23 protein-coding genes are annotated in these 20448 nt (G+C 70.4%); 8 read left to right on the forward strand and 15 right to left on the reverse strand.

What is annotated here, in order from left to right; genetic code table 11:
• Position 1: 1 nt before the first annotated feature.
• A complete protein-coding gene (locus tag EZ242_RS04190; protein WP_135283838.1) occupies positions 2–343 on the reverse strand; it encodes a hypothetical protein in 342 nt (113 codons plus the stop codon).
• Between the two features lie 187 nt (positions 344–530).
• Between EZ242_RS04190 and EZ242_RS04195 the strand changes: the two genes are divergently transcribed.
• Positions 531–1946, forward strand: a complete 1416-nt coding sequence (locus EZ242_RS04195) for an aldehyde dehydrogenase family protein (protein ID WP_135283839.1) — start codon at positions 531–533, stop codon at positions 1944–1946.
• 3 nt (positions 1947–1949) lie between these two features.
• Here EZ242_RS04195 and EZ242_RS04200 read toward each other — a convergent pair whose 3' ends face one another.
• Together EZ242_RS04200 and EZ242_RS04205 are read right to left on the reverse strand one after the other, a co-directional pair.
• Positions 1950–3029, reverse strand: a complete 1080-nt coding sequence (locus tag EZ242_RS04200; protein WP_135283840.1) for a mechanosensitive ion channel family protein — start codon at positions 3027–3029, stop codon at positions 1950–1952.
• An 86-nt stretch (positions 3030–3115) separates the two neighbouring features.
• Entirely contained in the window at positions 3116–3544 is a 429-nt protein-coding gene (locus tag EZ242_RS04205; protein ID WP_135283841.1) for a DUF4383 domain-containing protein, read from the reverse strand.
• Between the two features lie 195 nt (positions 3545–3739).
• Between EZ242_RS04205 and EZ242_RS04210 the strand changes: the two genes are divergently transcribed.
• Positions 3740–4591 (forward strand): universal stress protein, encoded by an 852-nt coding sequence (locus tag EZ242_RS04210; protein ID WP_135283842.1) that lies wholly within the window; start codon positions 3740–3742, stop codon positions 4589–4591.
• 26 nt (positions 4592–4617) lie between these two features.
• Here the strand turns inward: EZ242_RS04210 and EZ242_RS04215 are convergent, their stop codons facing one another.
• The 8 genes from EZ242_RS04215 to mltG form a co-directional block, all read right to left on the reverse strand.
• Complete coding sequence (locus EZ242_RS04215; RefSeq protein WP_135283843.1) at positions 4618–4866, reverse strand: hypothetical protein; 249 nt, start codon at positions 4864–4866, stop codon at positions 4618–4620.
• Positions 4867–4925: 59 nt separating this feature from the next.
• Positions 4926–5120: a YgaP family membrane protein gene (locus EZ242_RS04220; RefSeq protein ID WP_135283844.1), complete on the reverse strand. Its 195-nt coding sequence runs from the start codon at positions 5118–5120 to the stop codon at positions 4926–4928.
• A gap of 279 nt (positions 5121–5399) precedes the next feature.
• Positions 5400–6059 (reverse strand): ankyrin repeat domain-containing protein, encoded by a 660-nt coding sequence (locus EZ242_RS04225; protein ID WP_135283845.1) that lies wholly within the window; start codon positions 6057–6059, stop codon positions 5400–5402.
• Between the two features lie 25 nt (positions 6060–6084).
• Complete coding sequence (locus tag EZ242_RS04230; protein WP_135283846.1) at positions 6085–6885, reverse strand: TatD family hydrolase; 801 nt, start codon at positions 6883–6885, stop codon at positions 6085–6087.
• A gap of 52 nt (positions 6886–6937) precedes the next feature.
• Positions 6938–7294, reverse strand: a complete 357-nt coding sequence (locus tag EZ242_RS04235) for a PilZ domain-containing protein (RefSeq protein ID WP_135283847.1) — start codon at positions 7292–7294, stop codon at positions 6938–6940.
• A gap of 6 nt (positions 7295–7300) precedes the next feature.
• Complete coding sequence (locus EZ242_RS04240) at positions 7301–8293, reverse strand: DNA polymerase III subunit delta' (RefSeq protein WP_135283848.1); 993 nt, start codon at positions 8291–8293, stop codon at positions 7301–7303.
• The gene (gene tmk, locus EZ242_RS04245) at positions 8290–8925 is read right to left on the reverse strand and encodes a dTMP kinase (protein ID WP_135283849.1); all 636 of its coding nucleotides are present in this window, start codon (positions 8923–8925) and stop codon (positions 8290–8292) included. Before tmk ends, EZ242_RS04240 begins: the two co-directional genes overlap by 4 nt.
• Positions 8922–9917: an endolytic transglycosylase MltG gene (gene mltG, locus EZ242_RS04250; RefSeq protein WP_135283850.1), complete on the reverse strand. Its 996-nt coding sequence runs from the start codon at positions 9915–9917 to the stop codon at positions 8922–8924. The genes tmk and mltG overlap by 4 nt, the downstream gene beginning before the upstream one ends.
• Before the next feature lie 52 nt (positions 9918–9969).
• Here mltG and ygfZ point away from each other — a divergent pair, with 52 nt between their 5' ends.
• Positions 9970–10890 carry a CAF17-like 4Fe-4S cluster assembly/insertion protein YgfZ gene (gene ygfZ / locus EZ242_RS04255; protein WP_135283851.1) on the forward strand — a complete coding sequence of 307 codons (921 nt, stop codon included), beginning with the start codon at positions 9970–9972 and terminating at the stop codon, positions 10888–10890.
• Positions 10891–10893: 3 nt separating this feature from the next.
• On the opposite strand, the gene EZ242_RS04260 is transcribed toward ygfZ, so the two are convergent.
• The gene (locus EZ242_RS04260; protein ID WP_135283852.1) at positions 10894–11787 is read right to left on the reverse strand and encodes a YbgC/FadM family acyl-CoA thioesterase; all 894 of its coding nucleotides are present in this window, start codon (positions 11785–11787) and stop codon (positions 10894–10896) included.
• Positions 11784–12722 carry an alpha/beta hydrolase gene (locus EZ242_RS04265; RefSeq protein WP_135283853.1) on the reverse strand — a complete coding sequence of 313 codons (939 nt, stop codon included), beginning with the start codon at positions 12720–12722 and terminating at the stop codon, positions 11784–11786. The genes EZ242_RS04260 and EZ242_RS04265 overlap by 4 nt, the downstream gene beginning before the upstream one ends.
• 66 nt (positions 12723–12788) lie before the next feature.
• Here EZ242_RS04265 and EZ242_RS04270 point away from each other — a divergent pair, with 66 nt between their 5' ends.
• Entirely contained in the window at positions 12789–13925 is a 1137-nt protein-coding gene (locus tag EZ242_RS04270) for an iron-containing alcohol dehydrogenase (protein ID WP_135283854.1), read from the forward strand.
• A 267-nt stretch (positions 13926–14192) separates the two neighbouring features.
• Here EZ242_RS04270 and EZ242_RS04275 read toward each other — a convergent pair whose 3' ends face one another.
• Positions 14193–15287, reverse strand: coding sequence for a patatin-like phospholipase domain-containing protein (locus EZ242_RS04275; protein WP_420821221.1), 1095 nt, complete (start codon positions 15285–15287; stop codon positions 14193–14195).
• A gap of 2 nt (positions 15288–15289) precedes the next feature.
• Entirely contained in the window at positions 15290–17647 is a 2358-nt protein-coding gene (locus EZ242_RS04280) for a Tex family protein (RefSeq protein ID WP_135283855.1), read from the reverse strand.
• 151 nt (positions 17648–17798) lie between these two features.
• Between EZ242_RS04280 and EZ242_RS04285 the strand changes: the two genes are divergently transcribed.
• The 4 genes from EZ242_RS04285 (at position 17799) to EZ242_RS04300 (ending at position 20445) form a co-directional block, all read left to right on the forward strand.
• The gene (locus tag EZ242_RS04285; RefSeq protein WP_135283856.1) at positions 17799–18386 is read left to right on the forward strand and encodes a hypothetical protein; all 588 of its coding nucleotides are present in this window, start codon (positions 17799–17801) and stop codon (positions 18384–18386) included.
• Between the two features lie 121 nt (positions 18387–18507).
• Complete coding sequence (locus tag EZ242_RS04290; RefSeq protein WP_135283857.1) at positions 18508–19164, forward strand: hypothetical protein; 657 nt, start codon at positions 18508–18510, stop codon at positions 19162–19164.
• Complete coding sequence (locus tag EZ242_RS04295) at positions 19161–19592, forward strand: hypothetical protein (protein WP_135283858.1); 432 nt, start codon at positions 19161–19163, stop codon at positions 19590–19592. Before EZ242_RS04290 ends, EZ242_RS04295 begins: the two co-directional genes overlap by 4 nt.
• Before the next feature lie 97 nt (positions 19593–19689).
• Positions 19690–20445 carry an ABC transporter ATP-binding protein gene (locus EZ242_RS04300; protein ID WP_135283982.1) on the forward strand — a complete coding sequence of 252 codons (756 nt, stop codon included), beginning with the start codon at positions 19690–19692 and terminating at the stop codon, positions 20443–20445.
• Positions 20446–20448: the final 3 nt, after the last annotated feature.

Genomic DNA, 20448 nt, shown 5'->3' on the forward strand with positions numbered 1-20448 from the left:
CTCAGCGGTGCGCGCTCGCGTGCGGGCGGGGGCGCATCGGCATGAGTCCGCCGAACATTGCCGTGATGCGGGCCACCTCGCGCTGCGCCCGCGCTTCGCCGACGGCGGCCGCACGCGCGGCCACGAGTTCGCTGCGCGCATACCAGAGCGCCTCGATGTCGTGCGCCGTGCGCAGGCGATCGGCCAGCCGCGGGTGTACGGCGTCGGGCGCGGAGCCCATCAGTGCCAGCATGGCCGCGCGGATTTCCTCGATGCGGGCATGCAAGTGTTCGGGCGACGGACCGGTGCTGTGGCCGAGCAAGGCGTACAGGCTGCTCTTGATGTTCGGTTTGAGCCATCGCATGGGGCGAGGGTACGTGACATCGTCGTTCGGCAGCAACTCGGCTGTGCGCGCCGCGCCACAGAATTCCCACGCCAGATCAATGACTTGGTGTCGATATGTAAGGCCATCTCTCAAAAATGGTCCGGATACTGAAATGCGGTTTACCGCATAATTTGCGCCTTTCAGGCGAAAACAGGCAGTAAACCGCATGACTTCCTACGATTCCCACTACATCGGCGGCCAATGGGTCCGCTCAGGCGGTGCGCCCATGCCGGTGCACGATTCCTCCACCGAGCAGGTCTTCGCCACCGTGCCAGCCGGCTCGGCCGCCGAGGCCGCGCAGGCCGTGCTCGCGGCACGTGCAGCCTTCGAGGCCTGGTCGACGCGACCCGTCGCCGAGCGTGCGGAGTACCTGGAGCGGATCGCCGCGGGGCTGAAGGCCCGCACCGACGAACTGGCCACGACGATCGCACGCGAAGTCGGCATGCCGCTGAAGCTTGCGCGGTCCGTGCAGGTCGGCGGACCGGTGTGGAACTGGGCCAACTTCGCCAAGGTGGCGCGCGAGTTCGAGTGGGAGGAGCGCGTCGGCAATTCGCTCGTGGTGCGTGAGCCGGTGGGCGTGGTGGGCTGCATCACGCCCTGGAACTTCCCGCTGAACCAGATCACGCTCAAGGTCGCCCCGGCGCTGGTGGCTGGCTGCACCGTGGTCCTCAAGCCCAGCGAGATCGCGCCGGTGAACGCCATGATCCTGGCCGAGGTGATCCACGAGGCCGCCCTGCCGCCGGGCGTCTTCAACCTCGTGAACGGCACCGGGCCGGAAGTGGGCGAGGTGCTGGCCACGCACCCCGAGGTGGACATGGTGAGCTTCACCGGCTCCACGCGGGCCGGCAAGCGCGTGTCGGAGCTGGCCAGCCAGACCGTCAAGCGCGTGGCCCTGGAGCTGGGCGGAAAGTCCGCCAGCCTCATCCTTCCCGACGCCGACCTGCAGGCGGCGGTGCGCGGCACCGTGTCCGCCTGCATGCTCAACAGCGGCCAGACCTGCTCGGCGCACACCCGCATGCTGGTGCCCGAGGCGCGCTACGAAGAAGCCAAGGAGCTGGTGCGCGCGTCCCTCGCACGCCTGACCGTCGGCCCCAGCCTGGAGGAGGGCAGCAAGCTCGGGCCTCTGGCGAGTGCCGCGCAGCGCGACCGGGTGCTGGGCTTCATCGCCAAGGGGCTGGAGGAGGGCGCCGAGCTGATCGCCGGTTCCGCATCGGCGCCGCAACGCGCGCCCGGCTACTTCGTCGAACCCACGGCGCTGCGGGTCCAGCCCGGTGACACGCTCGCGCGGGAAGAGATCTTCGGCCCGGTGCTGGTGGTCCTGACCTACCGCGACGAGGAGGAAGCCGTGCGCATCGCCAACGACACGCCCTACGGCCTGGGCGGCGCGGTCTGGGGCGGCGACGAGGCCCATGCCATCGCGGTGGCGCGCCGCATCCGCACGGGACAGGTGGACATCAACGGCGGTGCCTTCAACCCGAGCGCCCCCTTCGGAGGCTACAAGCAATCGGGCAACGGCCGCGAGAACGGCCGCTACGGCCTGGAGGAGTTCCTGGAATACAAGGCGCTGCAGCTCAAGAGCTGACGCTCAGGCGGGCGAGGGCGCCGGCCGCTCGTCGAAGGGCGCCGGCGGCTCGCCCAGCTCGGCGCGCAGGCGCGGCAGGGACTGCGGGTGCTCGCGCCGGATGAAGTCGATGAGCGCCTCGCGCACGGCGCAGCGCAGGTCCCAGTTCTGGCCCGAGGAGGCGGAGGTCACGAGCACGCGCAGTTGCATGGCGCGCTCTCCGGCTTCGGTGACCTGCAGCTTGCACAGGCGCCCGTCCCAGTCGGGCGAAGCCTCGCAGGCTTTCTGCGCGGCCTCGCGCAGGGGGGCGAGCGGCATGTCGTAGTCCACCCAGAGGAACACCGTGCCGATGATCTGCGAGCCGGTGCGGGTCCAGTTCTGGAACGGGTTCTCGATGAACCACTGCAGCGGGATGATGAGGCGCCGCTCGTCCCAGATGCGTAGCACGACGTAGGTGCTGGTGATCTCCTCCACGCGGCCCCATTCGCCTTCGACGATCAGCACGTCGTCGATGCGGATCGGCTGGGCGAGCGCGATCTGCAGGCCGGCGATGAGGTTGCTGAACACCGACCGCGCCGCGATACCGGCCACCAGGCCGACCACGCCCGCCGAGGCCAGCAGGCTCGCGCCGAGCTGGCGCGCGCCCGGAAAGGTCATGAGCACGAAGGCGATGCCGGCCATCAGCACCAGGCCCATCGCCGTGCGCGAGAGCACGCGCGCCTGCGTCTGGATGCTGCGGGCCGCGAGGTTGTCCTCCGTGTCGGCCGGATGCTTGCGGATGACGCCTTCGGCCAGCCCACCGATCGCGGACATGATCAGCCAGGTGAGGGCGGCGATCAGCAGGATGCCGTTGACATGCCGCACGCCTTCGATGAACGGCACCGTCGCCGGCGTGGCATGGAAGACGGCCTGGGTCGCCACCAGCGGCATCGCAAAGGCCGAGGGCCGCTCGATGCGTTGCTCCATCGCGGTGAGCACGACCGAAAAGCGCAGCACGCGCCGCACGATGGCGCGGCCGATGCGGTGCGCCACCAGGGCGAGCACCACGGCGATGGAGGCGGCAAGCAGCGGCCGCATCCAGGGCGAGAGATCAATCCATTCCATGAGTCGATGCAAGAAAAAGCGGCTCTCCCGAACCAGGGAGAGCCGCCCGATTGTGCCTTCGCAGGCTCAGCGGGCCGCGCGGCGAATCATGCCGCGCTGCGCGTCGTGTACTCGTGGGGCCGCCGCCAGCCGAAGTAGGCGGCGACGGCCGCCAGCAAAGCGTGCAGCCAGATGTCGTTGCCGTACAGCGGCACCAGTCCGAAGAGCGTGTTGAGATTGAATGCGGCGATGAGGCCCAGGACCATCAGCACCGCGTAGATGATCGCCGTGGCTTTCGCATAGCCGCGCGCAGCGCCCTCCGAGCCGGAAGCGGCCAGCCCCCAGACGCCGAACAGCACGTGCGCGAGGTTGTGCAGGATGTTCACGGCAAAGAGGCCCAGCAGAAGCCCCATCCAGCTTTGGACGGCCACGGCCGGGTGGGTGTGCGGCGCCACCAGCCCCGGAATGAACCCGGCAATGCCGATGACGAGGAAGAGGATCCCGTAGATCAGGGCGAATCGGCGTGTTCCAGTCATGTCGGCCTCCTTGAAGGTTGCGCGATGCCCGCAGGATAGGCAGCGAGCCGACACGCCCGTGTAGGAGACGACCCCTGCGTCGGCTTCGATCAGGCGACTGGCGGCGGGCGCCGCGGCGGCTTGATCCTCGTCAATCCACGACGTCGCCGCAGGCCCTAGGGTGTGCCGGACCCTACCACTGCGAGGAGCGCTGCCATGACTTTCCACCTGCGCCAGCTCCTGGTGCATCACGACCCCACCGTGGCCAGCAGGGCGCGCCTTCGCTTCGCGCGCGAACTGGCCGAGCAGCACGGTGCGCGGCTCGACGTCCTCTATGCCGTCCAGCCGAGCTTCGTGCAGGCGCCTTATGCCGCCATGCTGGCGCCCAGCGTGCTCGGCACGCTGGCGCAGGCCGACCAGGAGCGCATGCACCAGGCACGCGGCGCGTACGACGAGGTGGCCCGGGCCTGTGCCACGCGGGTGCAGTGGGCCGCCACCCATGATGCGCCGCTCGCGTTCGCCGTGGCCGAGCAGGCGCGCTTCGCCGACCTGCTGGTGCTGGGCCAATGGGACCCGAGCGATGCGCTGGCTCGCGCCGTGCCACAGGACCTGGTCGAAGCGGTGCTGATCGACAGTGGCCGGCCCGCCATCGTCCTGCCCTCGGCGGGCAAGTTCGCCGGGAGCCCGGCGACCGTGTGCATCGCGTGGAAACCTGGCGCGGAATGCGCGCGGGCGCTGGCAGCGGCCGTGCCTCTGCTCCAAGGTGCCCGACAGGTCCACGTGCTGAGCTGGGGAGAGCCAGCCGACGTTGCGGTCGAGGGGCACCGCCTCGACTTGCGCAGCTACCTAGCGATGCACGACATCGAGGCCTCCTTTCACCACGAAGGCCCCGCGCCGGCGCGGGGCGGCGACATCGGCGAGGCGCTGCTGTCGCGCGTGTGCGATCTCCAGGCCGACCTGCTGGTCATGGGCTGCTACGGCCATGGCCGGGCGCGTGAATGGGTGCTGGGTGGCGCGACACGCACCGTGCTGCGGTCGATGACGGTGCCGGTGCTGATGTCGCACTGACCGCGCCCCGCCGGCCAGGCATGCCGTCAACGCCGGCCTGTCGGGCACATCACGTTGGGTGGTGTGAGGCCGCGCAGGTACTCGGACTCTTCGTCCGCAGTGGCTGGCCGCACCTGGACGAGCCGCGCATGCCGGCCCTGAACCTCGGCCAGTTCAGCCGCCAGACGTGCCGTGCCGTCCACGCCGTCGGGAAGCGCCTTGTAGGCGCGGCGAGGCCGGCCACGCCAGGTGTAGTCCACGATCCAGAGGCGGCTGGTCTTGAAGAAAGTTGCCATGCGAAGGCGCCAAGTCTGCGCCGCCGCGAGGCGAGCGCGCAAGCCCGACCGGCCGGCGCTCAGGTGGAGCGATTCGGACAGGTATCGACGCCCAGCAGCGCATACAAGGGGCAGTAGCCGATCGCACCGGTGACCAGCGGCACGAGGCCGACGTAACCCCAAACGCCGATGGCGCCGGTCGCGGCCAGCGCAATCAGCACCAGGCCGAGCGCGACGCGCAGCGCGCGGTCCATCGTTCCTTCGTTCGTCTTCATGACAACTCCTTGCTGCAGGGACAGCCTGCAGGTGCAGCGTAGGTCGGTCTGGCCCGGGGCGCGATGATCCAGGTCAAAGCGCGCGCACGGGTCACACCGTCGAACGCGACGCAGGACGCGGATCGATGGGTGGATGGATCGGGTTCAAGAATACGATGTGCGTTATGTCAAATAAGATAAACGCGAACGTCCGCGGGCATGGGCATTCCTGGAGATCCGCGGTCCTGGCCACCGACGTGGCTGGGACCACCGACCGAACGCCGATGCGCGAAGCCGACGCTACCAGCGCCCCGCCGGCCGCTTCGTCCGCACGTGCTGCGAAATCAGCTCCGCCGAGTCGCGCCGGTTCGCCTTCATGGCGAAGTCCCAGGCGCTCATGCCGAGCTGGTTCTTCATGTTCACGTCCGCCCCGGCGTCCAGCAGCAGCTTCACCGCCTCGGGCGTGCCGTACATGGCGGCCATCATGAGCGGCGTGGTGCCGTTGGGAGACTCGGCGTCGATGAAGGCGTGGTGCTCCAGAAGCAAGGCCATGACTTCCAGGTGGCCGTGCGTGGCGGCGTAGTGCAGCGGCGCCCAGCCCGGCTTGTTGACGTGGGCGTCGCGCGCGATCAGCCGGCGCACCAGGTCCGTGTGGCCCTTGAGCGCCGCCATCATCAGCGGGCTTTCATCGGACTGGTTGCGCGACTCCACGTTGAGCCTGGGCCAGTCGACCAGCACCCGCGCGACCTTGAGCGAAGGCTCGCGCAGCGCCAGGTACAGGCCGCTCTGGCCGTCCGGCGATCGCGCGTCGGGGTCGAAGCCGCGCTGCAGCAGCGACTGCACGGTGGCGGCGTCGTCGCGCTTGATGGCCGTGAAGAAGTCCTCGTAAGAACCTGCACGCGCTGGAAAAATCCCAAGCACGACAGTCAGGTAGATGATGAACTTCAGGTAATTTCTCATGTGTTTGCGCGGCAACGGGACCCGTTCACTGGACTCCGAACAGGCGCTCGAAGTTCAGCGTGGTCTGCCGCCCCACGGCCTCCGCGTCCAGGCCACGCAGCTGGGCGATCTGGGCGGCCACGTAGGGCACGTAGGCGGGCTGGTTGGTCTTGCCGCGGTACGGCACGGGCGCGAGGTAGGGGCTGTCGGTCTCGATCAGCATCCGGTCCATGGGCACGAAGGCAGCGACCGCACGCAGGTCGGCCGCGTTCTTGAAGGTGAGGATGCCGGAAAACGAGATGTGGAAGCCCAGGTCCAGCGCGGCCCGGGCGACCTCGGCGGTTTCCGTGAAGCAGTGGAAGACGCCGCCGGCGCTGCCGGGCGAGCCGTCCTCGCCCTCCTCCCGCAGGATGCCCAGCGTGTCCTCGGAGGCGGCGCGGGTGTGGATGATGAGCGGCTTGTCCACCTGGCGCGCGGCACGGATGTGGGTGCGAAAGCGCTCGCGCTGCCATTCCAGGTCGGCCACCGTGCGGCCTCCCTTGCGGGTGTCCATGCCGTAGTAGTCCAGGCCGGTTTCGCCGATGGCCACCACGCGAGGCCGGCCCGCGCGTTCGACCAGGTCGGCCACGCGGGGTTCGGTGATGCCTTCATTGTCCGGATGCACGCCCACGCTGGCCCAGAAGTTGGGGTAGCCCATGGCCAGGGCATGCACGTCCTCGAACTCCTCCAGGGTGGTGCAGATGCACAGGGCTTTGTCGACCCGGGCCTGGGCCATGGCCTCGCGGATGGCGGGCAGATCGGAGGCCAGCTCCGGGAAGCTCAGGTGGCAGTGGGAATCGACGAACATGAAGGGCAAAGCATAGCCGCCGGCTGCTGCCGGGTCGCAGGCGCGCGGGAAATCAGATGGTCTGCGTGGGCCGCTCGGAGCTGAGATGGCTGCCGAGGATTTCCTCGATCTTGATCTTCAGCAGCTTGGACTTCTCGTCGGCGGGAAAGCGCACGCCGACACCCCGGGTGCGGTTGGCCGCGGCGCGCGGCGGCGTGACCCAGGCGACCTTGCCGGCCACCGGGTAGCGCTGGGTGTCGTCGGGCAGCGAAAGCAGCACGTACACGTCATCGCCGAGCTTGTAGTCGCGGTTGGTGGGGATGAACACGCCGCCCTCGGTGAAGAGCGGGATGTAGGCCGCGTACAGCGCGGCCTTTTCCTTGATGGCCAGCTGGATGACGCTCGGACGCGGGGTGGCAGTGGTGTTCATGGGGTGTCAGCCGCCCGAGTGTAGGGCGGTGCGTGCGCGACTCACAAGCGCTTCCAGCATCAGCCCGGGGTTGAAGGGGTGCTCGGCGGTGCGCAGCGTGGCGGCAAGTTCACGCCACCAGTCGCCCAGCGTGGAAATGGGCACGGACGCGGTGGGCAGGTCCGCCGGTGCGAAGAAGCGCGGCGGGGCGCCGGCCGCCACGGACAGCAGGTCGTGGCACAGCTTCTGCAGCGCCTGCACGGCCTCCGGCGGCGACAGGCCCTCCAGTGCAGTGACATCGCCCCGCGCGACGGCACGCGGCAGCCGGGCCCAGCGGCCGGCATCCTGTCCGGCCTGGTGGGCGCGCAGCGCGTCCTGGGGCCGGCCCCCGGCGGCACGCAGCAGTACCGGGGCCTCCAGCGCGGGGACGCCTTCACCGTGCAGCCAGGCCAGCGCATCGTCCTCGGCCGGCCAGGCCATCGTGTGCGACAGACACCGGCTGCGGATGGTGGGCAGCAACTGGTGAGCCGCCTCGGTGGCGAGCACGAAGCGCAGCGCGCCCGCCGGCTCCTCCAGTGTCTTGAGCAGCGCGTTGGCCGTGATGGCATTCATGCGCTCGGCCGGGTACACCACCACCACCTGCCCCAGCCCGCGGGCGCTGGTGCGCTGCGAAAACTCCACCGCGTCGCGCATGGCTTCCACGCGGATCTCGCGGCTGGGCTTGCGCTTCTTGTCGTCGATCTCCTGCTGGGCCTTCTCGGACAAGGGCCAGCCCAGCGCCAGCGCGGCCGTCTCCGGCAGCAGCATGCACAGGTCGGCATGGGTTCGCACGTCGATGGCATGGCAGCTCGTGCACTGGCCGCAGGCGCCCTCCTCGGTCGGCTGCTCGCACAGCCAGGCGCGCGCCAGGCCCAGCGCCAGCTCGTACTGGCCCAGGCCCGACGGCCCCTGCAACAGCAGCGCGTGGCCGGGCTGGCGCACCAGCGTGCGCAACTGCGCGGCGATCCAGGGAGCGTTCACCAGAAGCCCTTCGCGGCCACGGCGGCGCGCACGGCCGCCCAGACGGCCTCGCGCGGCTGCGACGCATCGATGCGGGCGAAGCGCGCCGGATCGGCCTCGGCCCGCCGTGCATAGCCCCGGGCTACCCGCTGGAAGAAGTCCAGCGGCTGCGACTCGAAGCGGTCGGGCACCCGCGCGCCGGCCAGGCGTTCGGCGGCGACTTCCGGCGCGAGTTCGAAAAGAAGCGTGAGGTCCGGCTGCCGGACGGCGCCGTCGGCGCGCGCCTGCACCCAGCGCTCCAGCTGCTCCAGCACCTGCACATCGAAGCCGCGGCCGCCGCCCTGGTAGGCGAAGGTGGCGTCGGTGAAGCGGTCGCAGACCAGCACCTCGCCACGCGCCAGCGCGGGCTCGATCACCTGCGCCAGGTGGTCGCGCCGCGCCGCGAACATCAGCAGTGCCTCGGTCAGCGGGTCCATGGCCTGCTCGAGCGCGAGCGTGCGCAGGGCTTCCGCCAACGGCGTGCCGCCGGGCTCGCGGGTGCAGGTGACGATGCGCCCCCGGTCGCGGAAGGCCTGGGCCAGGGCCTCGATGTGGGTGGACTTGCCGGCCCCGTCGATGCCTTCGAAGCTGATGAAGATGCCGCGGCCGTTCATTGCTTGCGCTGGTACTTGTTCACGGCGCGATTGTGCTCGTCCAGGTTCTCGCTGAAGTGGCTGCTGCCGTCGCCGCGGGCGACGAAGTACAGGGCCTTGCTCGGCGCCGGCTGCACCGCCGCCTGCAGCGCCTCCTTGCCAGGCATGGCGATGGGCGTGGGCGGCAGGCCGCCGCGCGTGTAGGTGTTCCAGGGCGTGTCGGCGCGCAGGTGCTCGCGCTTCAAGTCGCCCGTGAACGCATTGCCCAGGCCGTAGATCACCGTAGGATCGGTCTGCAGCGGCATGCCGATGCGCAGCCGGTTGTTGAACACGGCCGACACCAGCCCCCGGTCCTCGCCGCGCCCCGTTTCCTTTTCGATGATGCTCGCCAGGATCAGCGCCTCCTCGGGCGTCTTCGCCTGTGCGTCGGGCGCGCGCTGGGCCCAGGCAGCTTCGAGGCGGCGGTCCATGGTGCGCAGCGCGCGCTGGAGAACGGCCAGGTCGCTGCTGCCCTTGGAGAAGGTGTAGGTGTCCGGGAAGAAGCGCCCTTCGGGGTGCGTGCCCGCGCGGCCCAGCCGCTCCATGAGGGCCGTGTCGCTCAGCTCGCGCGTGTCCTGGCGCAGGCCGGTCTCCCTGGCCAGCGCGCTGCGCAGCTGCCTGAAGGTCCAGCCCTCCACGAAGGTGACGGACTGCAGGGCTTCGTCGCCCCGGGCCAGCTTGGCCAGTAGCGTGCGTGGGGTGGTGCCGGCCGGAATCTCGTAGCTGCCGGCCTTGATGTCCCGCGCCTGCCCCGAGAAGCGGAACCAGGCGTACAGGAGCTGGGGAGAGACCTCGACGCCGGCGTCGGCGACGGCCTGCGCCACCTGGCGCGGCAGCATGCCCTTGTCGATGGAGAGTTCCACCGTCGGCTGGGGCAGCGCCAGCGGCCGGTGCACCCACCAGAGGGACGCCGCGCCGAGGGCCAGCACGCCCAGCGAGACGACGAGAAAGAGGGACAACAGAACTCGCCGCACGGACTTGGACCCGGAACTGAAGGGGTGGTGAGCCGGGCATGATAATTCAGCGATGACCCGTACTCTGGAAGGCATCGCCCCCCTGCCCCACCTGGGCATCATCCGCGCCCTCGGCGAGGACGCGGCCCGCTTCCTGCAGGGCCAGCTCACGCAGGACTTCGTGCTGATCCCGCCCGGGCAGGCCCGCCTGGCGGCGTTCTGCAATGCCAAGGGCCGCATGCAGGCGAGCTTCGTGGGCGTGCAGCTCGCGCCGGACGACTTCGCGCTCGTCACCAGCCGCGACCTGCTGGCCCAGACCCTCAAGCGCCTGTCCATGTTCGTGCTGCGTGCCAAGGTGCGCCTCAGCGACGCGACCGAGGCCTTCGAGCTGCGCGGCCTGGCCGGCGAGCCGGCTCGGCTTGCCGGTGGCGCGGCGCCCGCGCCCTGGGTGCACGAGGTCGATGGTGTGTCCCACCGGGTCGGCCTCTACCGGGCGGATGGCGTGCCGCGCGCTCTCTGGCTCGCGCCGGCCGGAACGCCGCCTCCCGCCGGCGAAGCGCTCGACCCGGCGCTGTGGCAATGGGGCGAGGTGCGCAGCGGCGTGGCGACGCAGCTGTCCGCGCCCGTGTACGAGGCTTTCGTGCCGCAGATGGTCAATTACGAATCCGTGGGCGGCGTGAACTTCAAGAAAGGCTGCTACCCAGGGCAGGAGGTGGTCGCCCGCAGCCAGTTCCGCGGCACGCTCAAGCGCCGCGCCTTCGTGGCCCATGCCGAGGCGCCGCTGGCGGCCGGCGGTGAGCTGTTCCAGGCCTCGGACCCCGTTCAGCCCTGCGGCCTCGTCGTACTGGGAGCGCAAGCGCCTGCGGGCGGCTGGGACGCGATCGTCTCGGTGCAGCTCAGCGCCGCGCAGTCGGGCGACATCCACGTGGGCGCCGCCTCCGGCGCAGCGCTGGCCCTGCAGGGTCAGCCCTACCCCCTGCTCGAAGACATCTGAGGATCAGGCCGGCCTGCCCGGCAGCGGCGCGCTCATCTCCACGTGGGCGATGCCCGCCTCCTCGAAGCGTTCGCCGCGGGGGAGAAAACCCAGGCGAAGGTAGAAGGCCTCGGCGCTGCACTGCGCATGCAGCACGGCCTCGCGGTCACCGCGGGCGGCGGCCTGCGCCAGCAGTTCGGCCATCAAGGCGCGGCCGACACCGCTGCCCCGCAGCACCGGGTGCACCGCCACGCGGCCGATCTTGGCGGTGCCGGGTTCCGGCTGCAGCAAGCGCCCCGTCCCCACCACCTGGCCGAGCCGGTTGGTCGCCAGCACGTGCAGCGCGTCCTCGTCCAGCCCGTCCCATTCCAGCGACTGCGGCACGCCCTGCTCCTGGACGAACACGCGCGTGCGCAGGGCACCGGCGGCCTCGCCCAGCTCCGACCAGCGGCCGGCGCGCACCTGCACCATGGGCTCGCCGGCTTCGTAGCCGGTGAGGATGTCCCGCAGCGCTTGCGGCACCGGGCGCGAGGTCTGGGTCGCCGGGTCGGCGAACACGTACAGGAGCTCGCCCGTGATCAGCAGGCGATCGCCCCGGAAGATGGCGCCCTCGAAGCGCATGGAGCTGTTGCCGATGCGGGCGCAGCGCAGGCCGATCTCCAGCTGGTCGTCCATGCGGGCCGAGCCATGGAATTCGATGCTGGCCGTCTTGACGTACAGGTCGCCGTCCAGCTGGTGCATGGCTTCTTCATAGGGCAAGGCCAGCGCGCGCCAGTAGTCCGCCACCGCCGTGTCGAAGTACATGAGGTAGTGCGCGTTGAACACGATCTTCTGCATGTCCACCTCGGCCCAGCGCACGCGCAGGCGGTGGAAGAAGCGGAAGGCGGATCGGTCGAGGGGCTGGGGCTGGGTGGTCATGGCTTCAGGGCTTGGGACAGGGCGAGCGCGGCATCGCGATGCGCCGTGCGGGCTTCGGGAATGGCGCGGCCCATCTTGATGAATTCGTGCACCACGCCGCGGTAGATCTCCAGCTGCACCGGCACGCCCGCGGCGCGCAGTCGGTCGGCGTAGGCGATGCCTTCGTCCACCAGCGGGTCGCATTCGGCCAGGCCGAACCAGGCCGGCGCCACGCCCTCCACCTCGGGCGCGTTCAAGGGGGCGAAGCGCCAGTCCTCGCGCAGCGCGCGGTCGATGTAGTGGGCGAAGAACCAGTCGATCAGCGTGGCGTCCAGCAGCAGGCCTTCGCGGTAATGCGCGTGCGAAGGCAGCGTGGTGTCGCTCGCGCAGCCCGGATAGAACAGCAGCTGCAGCGCCAGCGGCAGGCCGGCGTCACGCGCCAGGAGCGCGCAGACGGCGGCCAGGGTGCCACCGGCACTGTCGCCGCCCACGGCCAGGCGCTCGCCGTCCAGGCCGCGTTCGCGGCCGTGAGCGGCCAGCCACTGCAGTGCGTCCCAGCTGTCGTTCACGGCCTGCGGGAAGCGGTGCTCGGGCGCGAGCCGGTAGTCCAGCGACAGCACGGCGCAGCCGCTGCGGCGGCACAGTTCGCGGCACAGCACGTCGTGCGTGGCGATGCTGCCGATGGTAAAGCCGCCGCCGTGGAAGTACAGCAGCGCGGGCAGGCGCTCGCCCTCCCCCGCGTAGAGGCGCACCGGCAAGGAATGGCCGTCCCGCGCCGTCACGTGGAAGTCCTCCACCCGGGGCAGCGGCGCCACCGGCAGCTCCAGCACGCCGGCGCTCTTCTCGTAGGCGGCGCGGGCCTGCGCGGCCGGCAGCGTGTGCAGCGGCGGATGGCCGGCGCGGGCCATGCGTTCGAGCACGGAGCGGGTGGCGGCGGTCAGTCGCGGAGGTGGCATGGGGGCAGCGTCAAACTGTGGCATCGTAACCGCGCGATCCGCACCGCCACCCCGAGGGAACAGGCCATGGCCTTCATCAACTTCGTCACCCAGATCCAGTTCGATTTCGGCGCCATCCAGCTTCTGAAGCAGGAATGCGAGCGCGTGGGTATCACGCGACCGCTGGTCGTCACGGATGCCGGCGTGCGTGAGGCCGGCGTCCTGCAGAAATGCCTGGACGCACTGCCCGGCGTACCGGTCGCGGTTTTTGACCAGACCCCCTCCAACCCCACCGAAGCCGCCGTGCGGGCCGCCGTGCAGCAGTACCGCGCGCATCGCGCTGACGGCCTCATCGCCGTCGGGGGCGGCTCGTCCATCGACTGCGCCAAGGGCGTGGCCATCGCCGCCACGCACGAGGGGCCGCTCACGCACTACGCCACCATCGAGGGCGGCTCGCCGCGCATCTCCGCGGCCGTCGCACCGGTCATCGCCGTGCCCACCACCAGCGGCACCGGCAGCGAAGTGGCGCGCGGCGCCATCCTCATCGTGGACGACGGCCGCAAGCTCGGCTTCCATGCCTGGCACCTGGTGCCCAAGGCCGCGATCTGCGACCCCGAGCTGACGCTCGGCCTGCCGCCGCGCCTGACCGCGGCGACGGGGATGGACGCCATCGCGCACTGCATGGAGGCCTTCATGGCCCCGGCCATCAACCCGCCCGCCGACGGTATCGCGCTGGACGGCCTGGAGCGCGGCTGGCACCACATCGAGCGCGCCACCCGCGACGGCAGCGACCGCGAGGCGCGCTTCAACCTCATGAGCACCTCCATGGAAGGTGCCATGGCCTTCCAGAAAGGCCTGGGCTGCGTGCACTCCCTCAGCCACAGCCTGGGCGGGGTCGATCCCCGCCTGCACCACGGCACGCTCAATGCGCTCTTCCTGCCGGCGGTGGTGCGCTTCAACGCCGAGGCCGAGAGCGTCAAGCGAGAGCGTCGGCTGGAGCGCATGGCGCAGGCCATGGGACTGGCCTCGGCGGGCGACATTCCCGCCGCCATCCGAGACATGAATGCGCGCATCGGGCTGCCCCAGGGCCTCGCGGAATTGGGCGTGACCCCGGCCCTGTTCCCCAAGGTGATCGACGGCGCGCTGGCCGACCACTGCCACAAGAGCAACCCGCGCTTGGCGTCGCGCGAGGATTACGAGGCGATGCTGGCGGCTTCGCTCTGAAACCATCCTCGGTCCAAGGCGCGCGAGGGCTGAAGCACCTTCCCCCTTAAAGGAAAGCTGGGATGGGAGGCCGCAAGAGAAGTGGCATGGCCGGCGCGCGGGCCCCCACCCCGCCCTCCCCCAGAGGGGGAGGGTGTTGCCGCCCCTTCCCCCTTTGGGGGAAGGCTGGGATGGGGGCCACGAGAGAAGTGGCGCTTCCGGCGCGCGCAGCCCCCACCCCAACCCTCCCCCAGAGTGGGAGGGAGTTGCTGCGGGATGGCCCCTTCCTCAAAGCGCCTCGAGCCGCCCGGCCTCCGGCCGCTGCAGCCACTGCGCGAATTCATCCGCCAGCTGCCGGCTGGCCGATACCGCCGTCTTCCACGCCTTCATCCGGCCCGCCAGGTCCGTTCCATAACGTTCGAAGTCGCTGCGGTCGGGCAGCTTGCCGTTGGGCAGTGAAGCCACCCACTGCGGGTCGGGCGCAAGCACCAGCGTGCTGTCCAGGAAATGCGTGGCCCGGTGCCGCCAGCGCAATGCCTTGTCCAGCCAGCCCGGCACCACCGCCTTCTGGAAGTGCGGATACAGCACCAGGCCCTGCTCGGCCCGCGCGGCGTAGTTCAGGTGCAGGTGGTAGTCGGTGATGCCGCCGTCCCAGTAGGCCCCGGGCGGCGCACCGGGGATGTCGTGCAGGGCCTGCAGCACGAAGGGGATGGAGCAGCTCGCCTGCAGGGCCGGCGCGAAGTTCGCGGCGGTCAGCGGCACCTGCCGGGTGCGGTAGTCGCTGCTGTCGAAGGGCAGCGGCGCCGGGCGGCCACCGGGTCCCGCAGCGGAGAACACCACGCGCTCGATCCAGGCGCCCATGGCCCTGCGGTGCACGCTGTTGGAGACGAACGCGGCGAGGTAGCCGAGGGGCGTACGCAGCTTGTGCTCCCGCCCCAGCACGTGCCGGCCGCGCGCGGTGACGATGTGCAGCCGAAAGCGCGGATGCGCCAGCAGCTCGCCCACCCGGCCGCTGTAGAAGTCGGCCAGGTTCATGCCGAAGCGCTCGCTGACGTGGGCCGCCGTGGGACGGGTGCGGCCCGGCTCCACCTCGTAGCTTTGCGCGATGTAGTCGCGTTCCAGGCGCTCGAACGCCAGGCCCGCCTGCGACAGGCACGCGGTCGCCATGCGCCAGGCGCCGATGGAGGCGCCCACCAGGTGCACCGGCTGCGTGGAGGCCGGCAGCCACTCGCCGAAGATGAAGCGGTCCAGCGGCCCGAGGATCAACCCCTTGGGGCCGCCGGCGGCGCCGGGAATCACGCCGATGTCGCTCGCGCCGAGCCCGTTGCGCTCGATGTGTCGCCGCGCCGCCGGCCCGGCGTAGAGGCGCAGTGCCCGGGCCACGCCTATTTGCGAAGGCCCTGCAGCTTGGCGAAGGCGCTGGCCATGGCCGAACCCACGGGGGGGTTGTTCGCGGCGCGGGTGGACTGGCCGCGTCCGGCGCCCTGGAAGCGGTTCTCGCCCCGCGCATCGCGCCCGCCCCGGCCGGCGGCTTCGCCCAGCTTCATGGTCAGGCTGATGCGCTTGCGCGCCGGGTCCACTTCCAGCACCTTCACCTTCACGATGTCGCCGGTCTTGACCACTTCGCGCGCGTCGTTGACGAACTTGTGCGAGAGCTGGCTCACGTGCACCAGCCCGTCCTGGTGCACGCCCAGGTCCACGAAGGCGCCGAAGGCGGCGACGTTGCTCACCGTGCCCTCCAGCACCATGCCTTCCTTCAGGTCGGCGATGTCTTCCACGCCCTCGTTGAAGCGGGCCACCTGGAAGTCGGGCCGCGGGTCCCGGCCCGGCTTTTCCAGCTCGCCCAGGATGTCCTTGATGGTGATGGCGCCGAACTTCTCGCTGGCGAACTGCTCGGGCTTGAGCGGCTTGAGCAGTTCGGGGCGGCCCATCACCTCCTGCACCGGCTTGCCGAGCTTCACGATGATCTGCTCGACCACGGGGTAGGTCTCCGGGTGGACGCCGGTCATGTCCAGCGGGTTGTCGCCGCCGCGGATGCGCAGAAAGCCGGCGCTCTGCTCGAAGGTCTTGGCGCCCAGCCCGCTCACGTCCATCAATTGCTGGCGGCTGCGGAACGCACCATGCGACTCGCGCCAGCGCACCACGGCCTTGGCCACGCTGCCCGAGAGGCCCGAGACGCGCGAGAGCAGCGGCACGCTGGCGGTGTTGAGGTCCACGCCCACGGCGTTCACGCAGTCCTCCACCACGGCCTCCAGCATGCGCGCGAGCTCGGACTGGTTCACGTCGTGCTGGTACTGGCCCACGCCTATGGACTTGGGGTCGATCTTCACCAGCTCGGCCAGCGGGTCCTGCAGGCGACGCGCGATGCTGGCCGCGCCGCGCAGGCTCACGTCCACGTCGGGCATCTCCTGCGAGGCGAACTCGCTGGCCGAATACACCGAGGCGCCCGCCTCGCTCACCACCACCTTCTGCAGGTCCGGCGCGCCCGCCGCGGCGCGGGCGGTGTTCAGGCGCTTGATCAGGTCGGCGGCGAGCTTGTCGGTTTCGCGGCTGGCGGTGCCATTGCCGATGGCGATCAGGTTCACGCCGTGCTTCTCGCACAGCTTGGCCAGGGTGAAGAGCGAGCCTTCCCAGTCGCGGCGCGGCTCGTGCGGGTACACGGTGGCGGTGTCGACCAGCTTGCCCGTGGCATCGACCACGGCCACCTTCACGCCGGTGCGGATGCCCGGGTCCAGGCCCATCACCACGCGCGGGCCGGCGGGCGCGGCCAGCAGCAGGTCGCGCAGGTTGTCCGCGAACACCTTGATGGCCACCTTCTCCGCGTCCTCCCGCAGGCGGGCGAACAGGTCGCGCTCGGTGGACAGGGACAGCTTCACGCGCCAGGTCCAGGCCACGCAGCGGCGGATCAGGTCGTCGCCCGGCCGCGCGGCATGGCTCCAGCCCAGGTGCAGCGCGATGCGGCCTTCGGCCACCGAGGGCTTGCCGGGTTCGGGCTCCACCGGCAGCACCAGACGGGCGTCCAGGATCTCCAGCTGCCGTCCGCGGAAGACCGCCAGCGCGCGGTGCGAGGGCACGCGGCCGATCGGCTCGTCGTAGTCGAAGTAGTCGCGGAACTTGGCGACATCGGGGTTGTTCTCGTCCTTGCCGGCGGCGAGCTTGCTGCGAAAGAGGCCCTCGGCCCACAGCCATTCGCGCAGGGACTGCACCAGGGCCGGGTCTTCCGCCCAGCGCTCGGAGAGGATGTCGCGCACGCCGTCGAGCACGGCGGGGACGGTGGTGAAGTCCTCGCCGCCCTCGCCCTTCTCCGCTTTCACGAAGGACAGGGCCTCCTGCTGCGGATCGAGCCCGGGGTCGGCAAAGAGCCGGTCGGCCAGCGGCTCCAGGCCGGCCTCGCGTGCGATCTGGCCCTTGGTGCGGCGCTTGGGCTTGAAGGGCAGGTACAGGTCTTCCAGCTCCTGCTTGGTGGGCGCCGCCTCGATGGCCGCGCGCAACTCGGGCGTGAGCTTGCCCTGCTCCTCGATGCTCTTGAGGACCGCCTCGCGCCGGTCATGCAGCTCGCGCAGGTAGCCCAGGCGCTGCTCCAGTTCGCGCAGCTGGATGTCGTCGAGCCCGCCGGTGGCCTCCTTGCGGTAGCGGGCGATGAAGGGGACCGTGGCCCCGGAATCGAGCAGGTCCACCGCCTGCCTGACCTGATGTTCTGCGACCTTGAGTTCGGCAGCGATCTGCCGCTCGATGCTGTGCATTCGGTGAACGTGAGGGGGGTTGGAAGGACGGGCGAGTTTGCCACAGCAGGCAGGCGCGACCGGGGACAGCAAGACGCGTCTTCCGCTGACAAGAAAGGCCCATCAGGCGCTCAAAAGATGCCAGTAAGTCCTGCAACACGGGAGTTCTCGCATGCGTCTTCGAAACGTCCTCTACATCGTCGCCGGCGTGCTGATCGTCGCGTTCGCGCTGCTGAACTGGCAGGAAATCACGCGGCCGACCACGCTCAACCTCGGCTTCGACACCGTCACCGCCCCACTGGGCCTGATCCTGCTGGGCCTGCTGCTGCTCGCCAGCCTCATCTTCATGGCCGCCAGCGCCTCCTCGCACACGCGCTACCTGATGGAGACGCGCCAGCACGCCAAGGCCATGCAGGCGCAGCGCGAGCTGGCCGAGAAGGCCGAGACCTCGCGCTTCGTGGAGCTGCGCCAGCACCTGGACAACCACCTGCGCGAATCGCGCCAGCGCGAGAGCAACAGCGCCTCCGAGATCGAGCAGACCGTCAGCCGCATCCAGCGCGAGCTGCGCCAGCAGGTCGAACAGGTGCAGCGCTCGCTGTCCACCCGCATGGGGGAGATGGAAGCGCGCCTGACGCGCCGCATGGACGGCGACAGCTACGGGCCCACCGATGCGGTGCCACGCCCCACGGGCGACGAAGTGCTGATCGCCGATGCGTCGCAGCCGGCGCCGCAGCCGCAGAAGATCGACCAGGCGGGCTGAGGAGGCCAGAGCGGCACGTCGACCGGGATAGGGCCCGCGTATCTCGTCGATACCTCCCGCGTCTTTGCCGCGCGGGGCTTCGGCTCGTAGTCTCCTTCTCCCACCCTGGAGACAACGAGCCATGAAGAAACTGATGACCGCGCTGCTGCTCGCCTGCTGCGCCCTGCCCACGTTCGCCGATCCGCTCAAGGTGCTGTTCGTCGGCAACAGCTTCACCTACACCCGGCCGCCCGCGCTCGGCTTCAATACCGAGAACGTCACCGACCTGAACCTGCAGAACGCCATCGACAAGCCCGCGGGCAGCGACCCGCTGCTGCCGCAGCCCTGGGGCGGGGTGCCCGGCATCTTCAAGGCCCTGGCCACGCAGGCCGGGCTGGACATCGACGTGCAGCACTCGCTGCGCGGCGGCGCCACCCTGCGCGGTCACCTGCTTAACACCAACCCCGCCGGCTGGGACCTGCGCGCCAACATCGCCTCGCAGACCTGGGACATCGTGGTCCTGCAGGGCAACAGCACCGAAGCCGTGAACCGTGCCGGTGGCGACTTTGCCCAGTTCAATACCTACGTGGGCCTGCTGAGCCGCTTCATCCAGGTGGGGGATACGCACAGCTACCGCGAACGCGACCTGTATCCGGGTGGAAGCAACGCGCAGCGCACCATCCCGCGAACCCGAAGGCGAGCGCCGAAACGGCGATCTACCTGTACCAGACCTGGGCCCGCCCCGACCTCACCTACCCCGCAGGCGCGCCTTACGCGAACGAGCCGCTGGAGACCATGACCGCCGACCTGGCCGCCGCCTACGCGCAGGCGGCCCTCACCCACCCCGGCGTGCGCGGCGTGGTGCCCGTCGGCGAAGCCTTCATGCGCGCCGTGCAGGCCGGCGTGGCCATGCGCAACCCCTTTGAGCCGACCCCGCGCACGGTGGACCTGTGGTGGCCCGAAGACCGTTTCCATCCCAGCGGCCACGGTGCCTACCTGAGCGGACTGGTGATGTTCGGCGCCCTGACCGGCATCGATCCGGCCTCCTTCAGCGCCACCGAACGGGCCGCGCGCGCGCTCGGCATCTCCGCGGTGCAGGCGCTGCAGCTGCAGTGGGTCGCCTCGCAGCAACTGAGCGCCTCGGGCCATGCGCTGCGCGCCCTGCCCTGCCTGGCGGCCAGCCAGCCGGCGGCGACCGCGAACGGCTGCGGGGCGCGGGCGCGCTGAGGCTTCAGGCCGTCCGCTTGACGCGGATCAATCCGCCCGCCCGAGGCCTGCCTACAGTGGGCGCGTGTCCGCAAGCACCGTCCTGTCCAGGCAGTCGCTGCCTTCGTCGGCCCGGCCGGCGCGCACGGGGGGGAGCCCTGAGCCTGCCGCCGCCATCGTCCTGCGGGCCCGCGGACTCGCCAAGACCTACGGCAGTGGCGACTCCGCCGTCCATGCCCTGCGGGACGTGGACCTCGATGTCCTGGCCGGCGAGTTCGTGGTCCTGCTCGGGGCGTCGGGCAGCGGCAAGTCGACGCTGCTGAACATCCTGGGCGGCCTGGACAAGCCCAGCGCCGGAACCCTGGAGTTCTGCGGCCATCCGCTCACCGGCATCTCCGACGACGTGCTCACCACCTACCGGCGCGAGCACGTCGGCTTCGTCTTCCAGTTCTACAACCTGATTCCCAGCCTCACCGTGGCCGAGAACGTGGCGCTGGTCACGGACATCGCCCGCGACCCCATGCCCGTGGACGAGGCACTGGCGCTCGTGGCCCTGGGGCCGCGGCGGAACCACTTTCCCTCGCAGCTGTCCGGCGGCGAGCAGCAGCGGGTGGCGATCGCGCGGGCCATCGCCAAGCGGCCCCAGCTCCTGCTGTGCGACGAGCCCACCGGCGCACTGGACTACGCCACCGGCAAGCTGGTGCTGGAGGTGATCGACCGCATCAACCGCGAGCTGCACACCACGGCCCTGGTCATCACCCACAACGCCGCCATCGGCGGCATGGCCGACCGCGTGATCCGGGTGGCCGACGGGCGCATCGCCAGCATCGAGCGTCCGCCGCGGCGCCTCAGTCCGGCCGAACTGGCCTGGTAACGC

This window comes from Ramlibacter rhizophilus (assembly GCF_004681965.1).
Taxonomy (GTDB): domain Bacteria; phylum Pseudomonadota; class Gammaproteobacteria; order Burkholderiales; family Burkholderiaceae_C; genus Ramlibacter; species Ramlibacter rhizophilus.

Excerpts from the sequence above, each read along its gene's own strand:
- EZ242_RS04210 (WP_135283842.1), top strand. The coding sequence starts at position 3,740 with ATGACTTTCCACCTGCGCCAGCTCCTGGTGCATCACGACCCCACCGTG.
- EZ242_RS04215 (WP_135283843.1), bottom strand. The coding sequence starts at position 4,866 with ATGGCAACTTTCTTCAAGACCAGCCGCCTCTGGATCGTGGACTACACC.
- EZ242_RS04270 (WP_135283854.1), top strand. The coding sequence starts at position 12,789 with ATGGCCTTCATCAACTTCGTCACCCAGATCCAGTTCGATTTCGGCGCC.
- EZ242_RS04265 (WP_135283853.1), bottom strand. The coding sequence starts at position 12,722 with ATGCCACCTCCGCGACTGACCGCCGCCACCCGCTCCGTGCTCGAACGC.
- EZ242_RS04235 (WP_135283847.1), bottom strand. The coding sequence starts at position 7,294 with ATGAACACCACTGCCACCCCGCGTCCGAGCGTCATCCAGCTGGCCATC.
- ygfZ (WP_135283851.1), top strand. The coding sequence starts at position 9,970 with ATGACCCGTACTCTGGAAGGCATCGCCCCCCTGCCCCACCTGGGCATC.
- EZ242_RS04220 (WP_135283844.1), bottom strand. The coding sequence starts at position 5,120 with ATGAAGACGAACGAAGGAACGATGGACCGCGCGCTGCGCGTCGCGCTC.
- EZ242_RS04260 (WP_135283852.1), bottom strand. The coding sequence starts at position 11,787 with ATGACCACCCAGCCCCAGCCCCTCGACCGATCCGCCTTCCGCTTCTTC.
- EZ242_RS04290 (WP_135283857.1), top strand. The coding sequence starts at position 18,508 with ATGAAGAAACTGATGACCGCGCTGCTGCTCGCCTGCTGCGCCCTGCCC.
- EZ242_RS04285 (WP_135283856.1), top strand. The coding sequence starts at position 17,799 with ATGCGTCTTCGAAACGTCCTCTACATCGTCGCCGGCGTGCTGATCGTC.
- EZ242_RS04230 (WP_135283846.1), bottom strand. The coding sequence starts at position 6,885 with ATGTTCGTCGATTCCCACTGCCACCTGAGCTTCCCGGAGCTGGCCTCC.
- EZ242_RS04190 (WP_135283838.1), bottom strand. The coding sequence starts at position 343 with ATGCGATGGCTCAAACCGAACATCAAGAGCAGCCTGTACGCCTTGCTC.
- EZ242_RS04225 (WP_135283845.1), bottom strand. The coding sequence starts at position 6,059 with ATGAGAAATTACCTGAAGTTCATCATCTACCTGACTGTCGTGCTTGGG.
- EZ242_RS04205 (WP_135283841.1), bottom strand. The coding sequence starts at position 3,544 with ATGACTGGAACACGCCGATTCGCCCTGATCTACGGGATCCTCTTCCTC.
- EZ242_RS04200 (WP_135283840.1), bottom strand. The coding sequence starts at position 3,029 with ATGGAATGGATTGATCTCTCGCCCTGGATGCGGCCGCTGCTTGCCGCC.
- EZ242_RS04195 (WP_135283839.1), top strand. The coding sequence starts at position 531 with ATGACTTCCTACGATTCCCACTACATCGGCGGCCAATGGGTCCGCTCA.
- EZ242_RS04295 (WP_135283858.1), top strand. The coding sequence starts at position 19,161 with ATGACCGCCGACCTGGCCGCCGCCTACGCGCAGGCGGCCCTCACCCAC.
- tmk (WP_135283849.1), bottom strand. The coding sequence starts at position 8,925 with ATGAACGGCCGCGGCATCTTCATCAGCTTCGAAGGCATCGACGGGGCC.
- EZ242_RS04280 (WP_135283855.1), bottom strand. The coding sequence starts at position 17,647 with ATGCACAGCATCGAGCGGCAGATCGCTGCCGAACTCAAGGTCGCAGAA.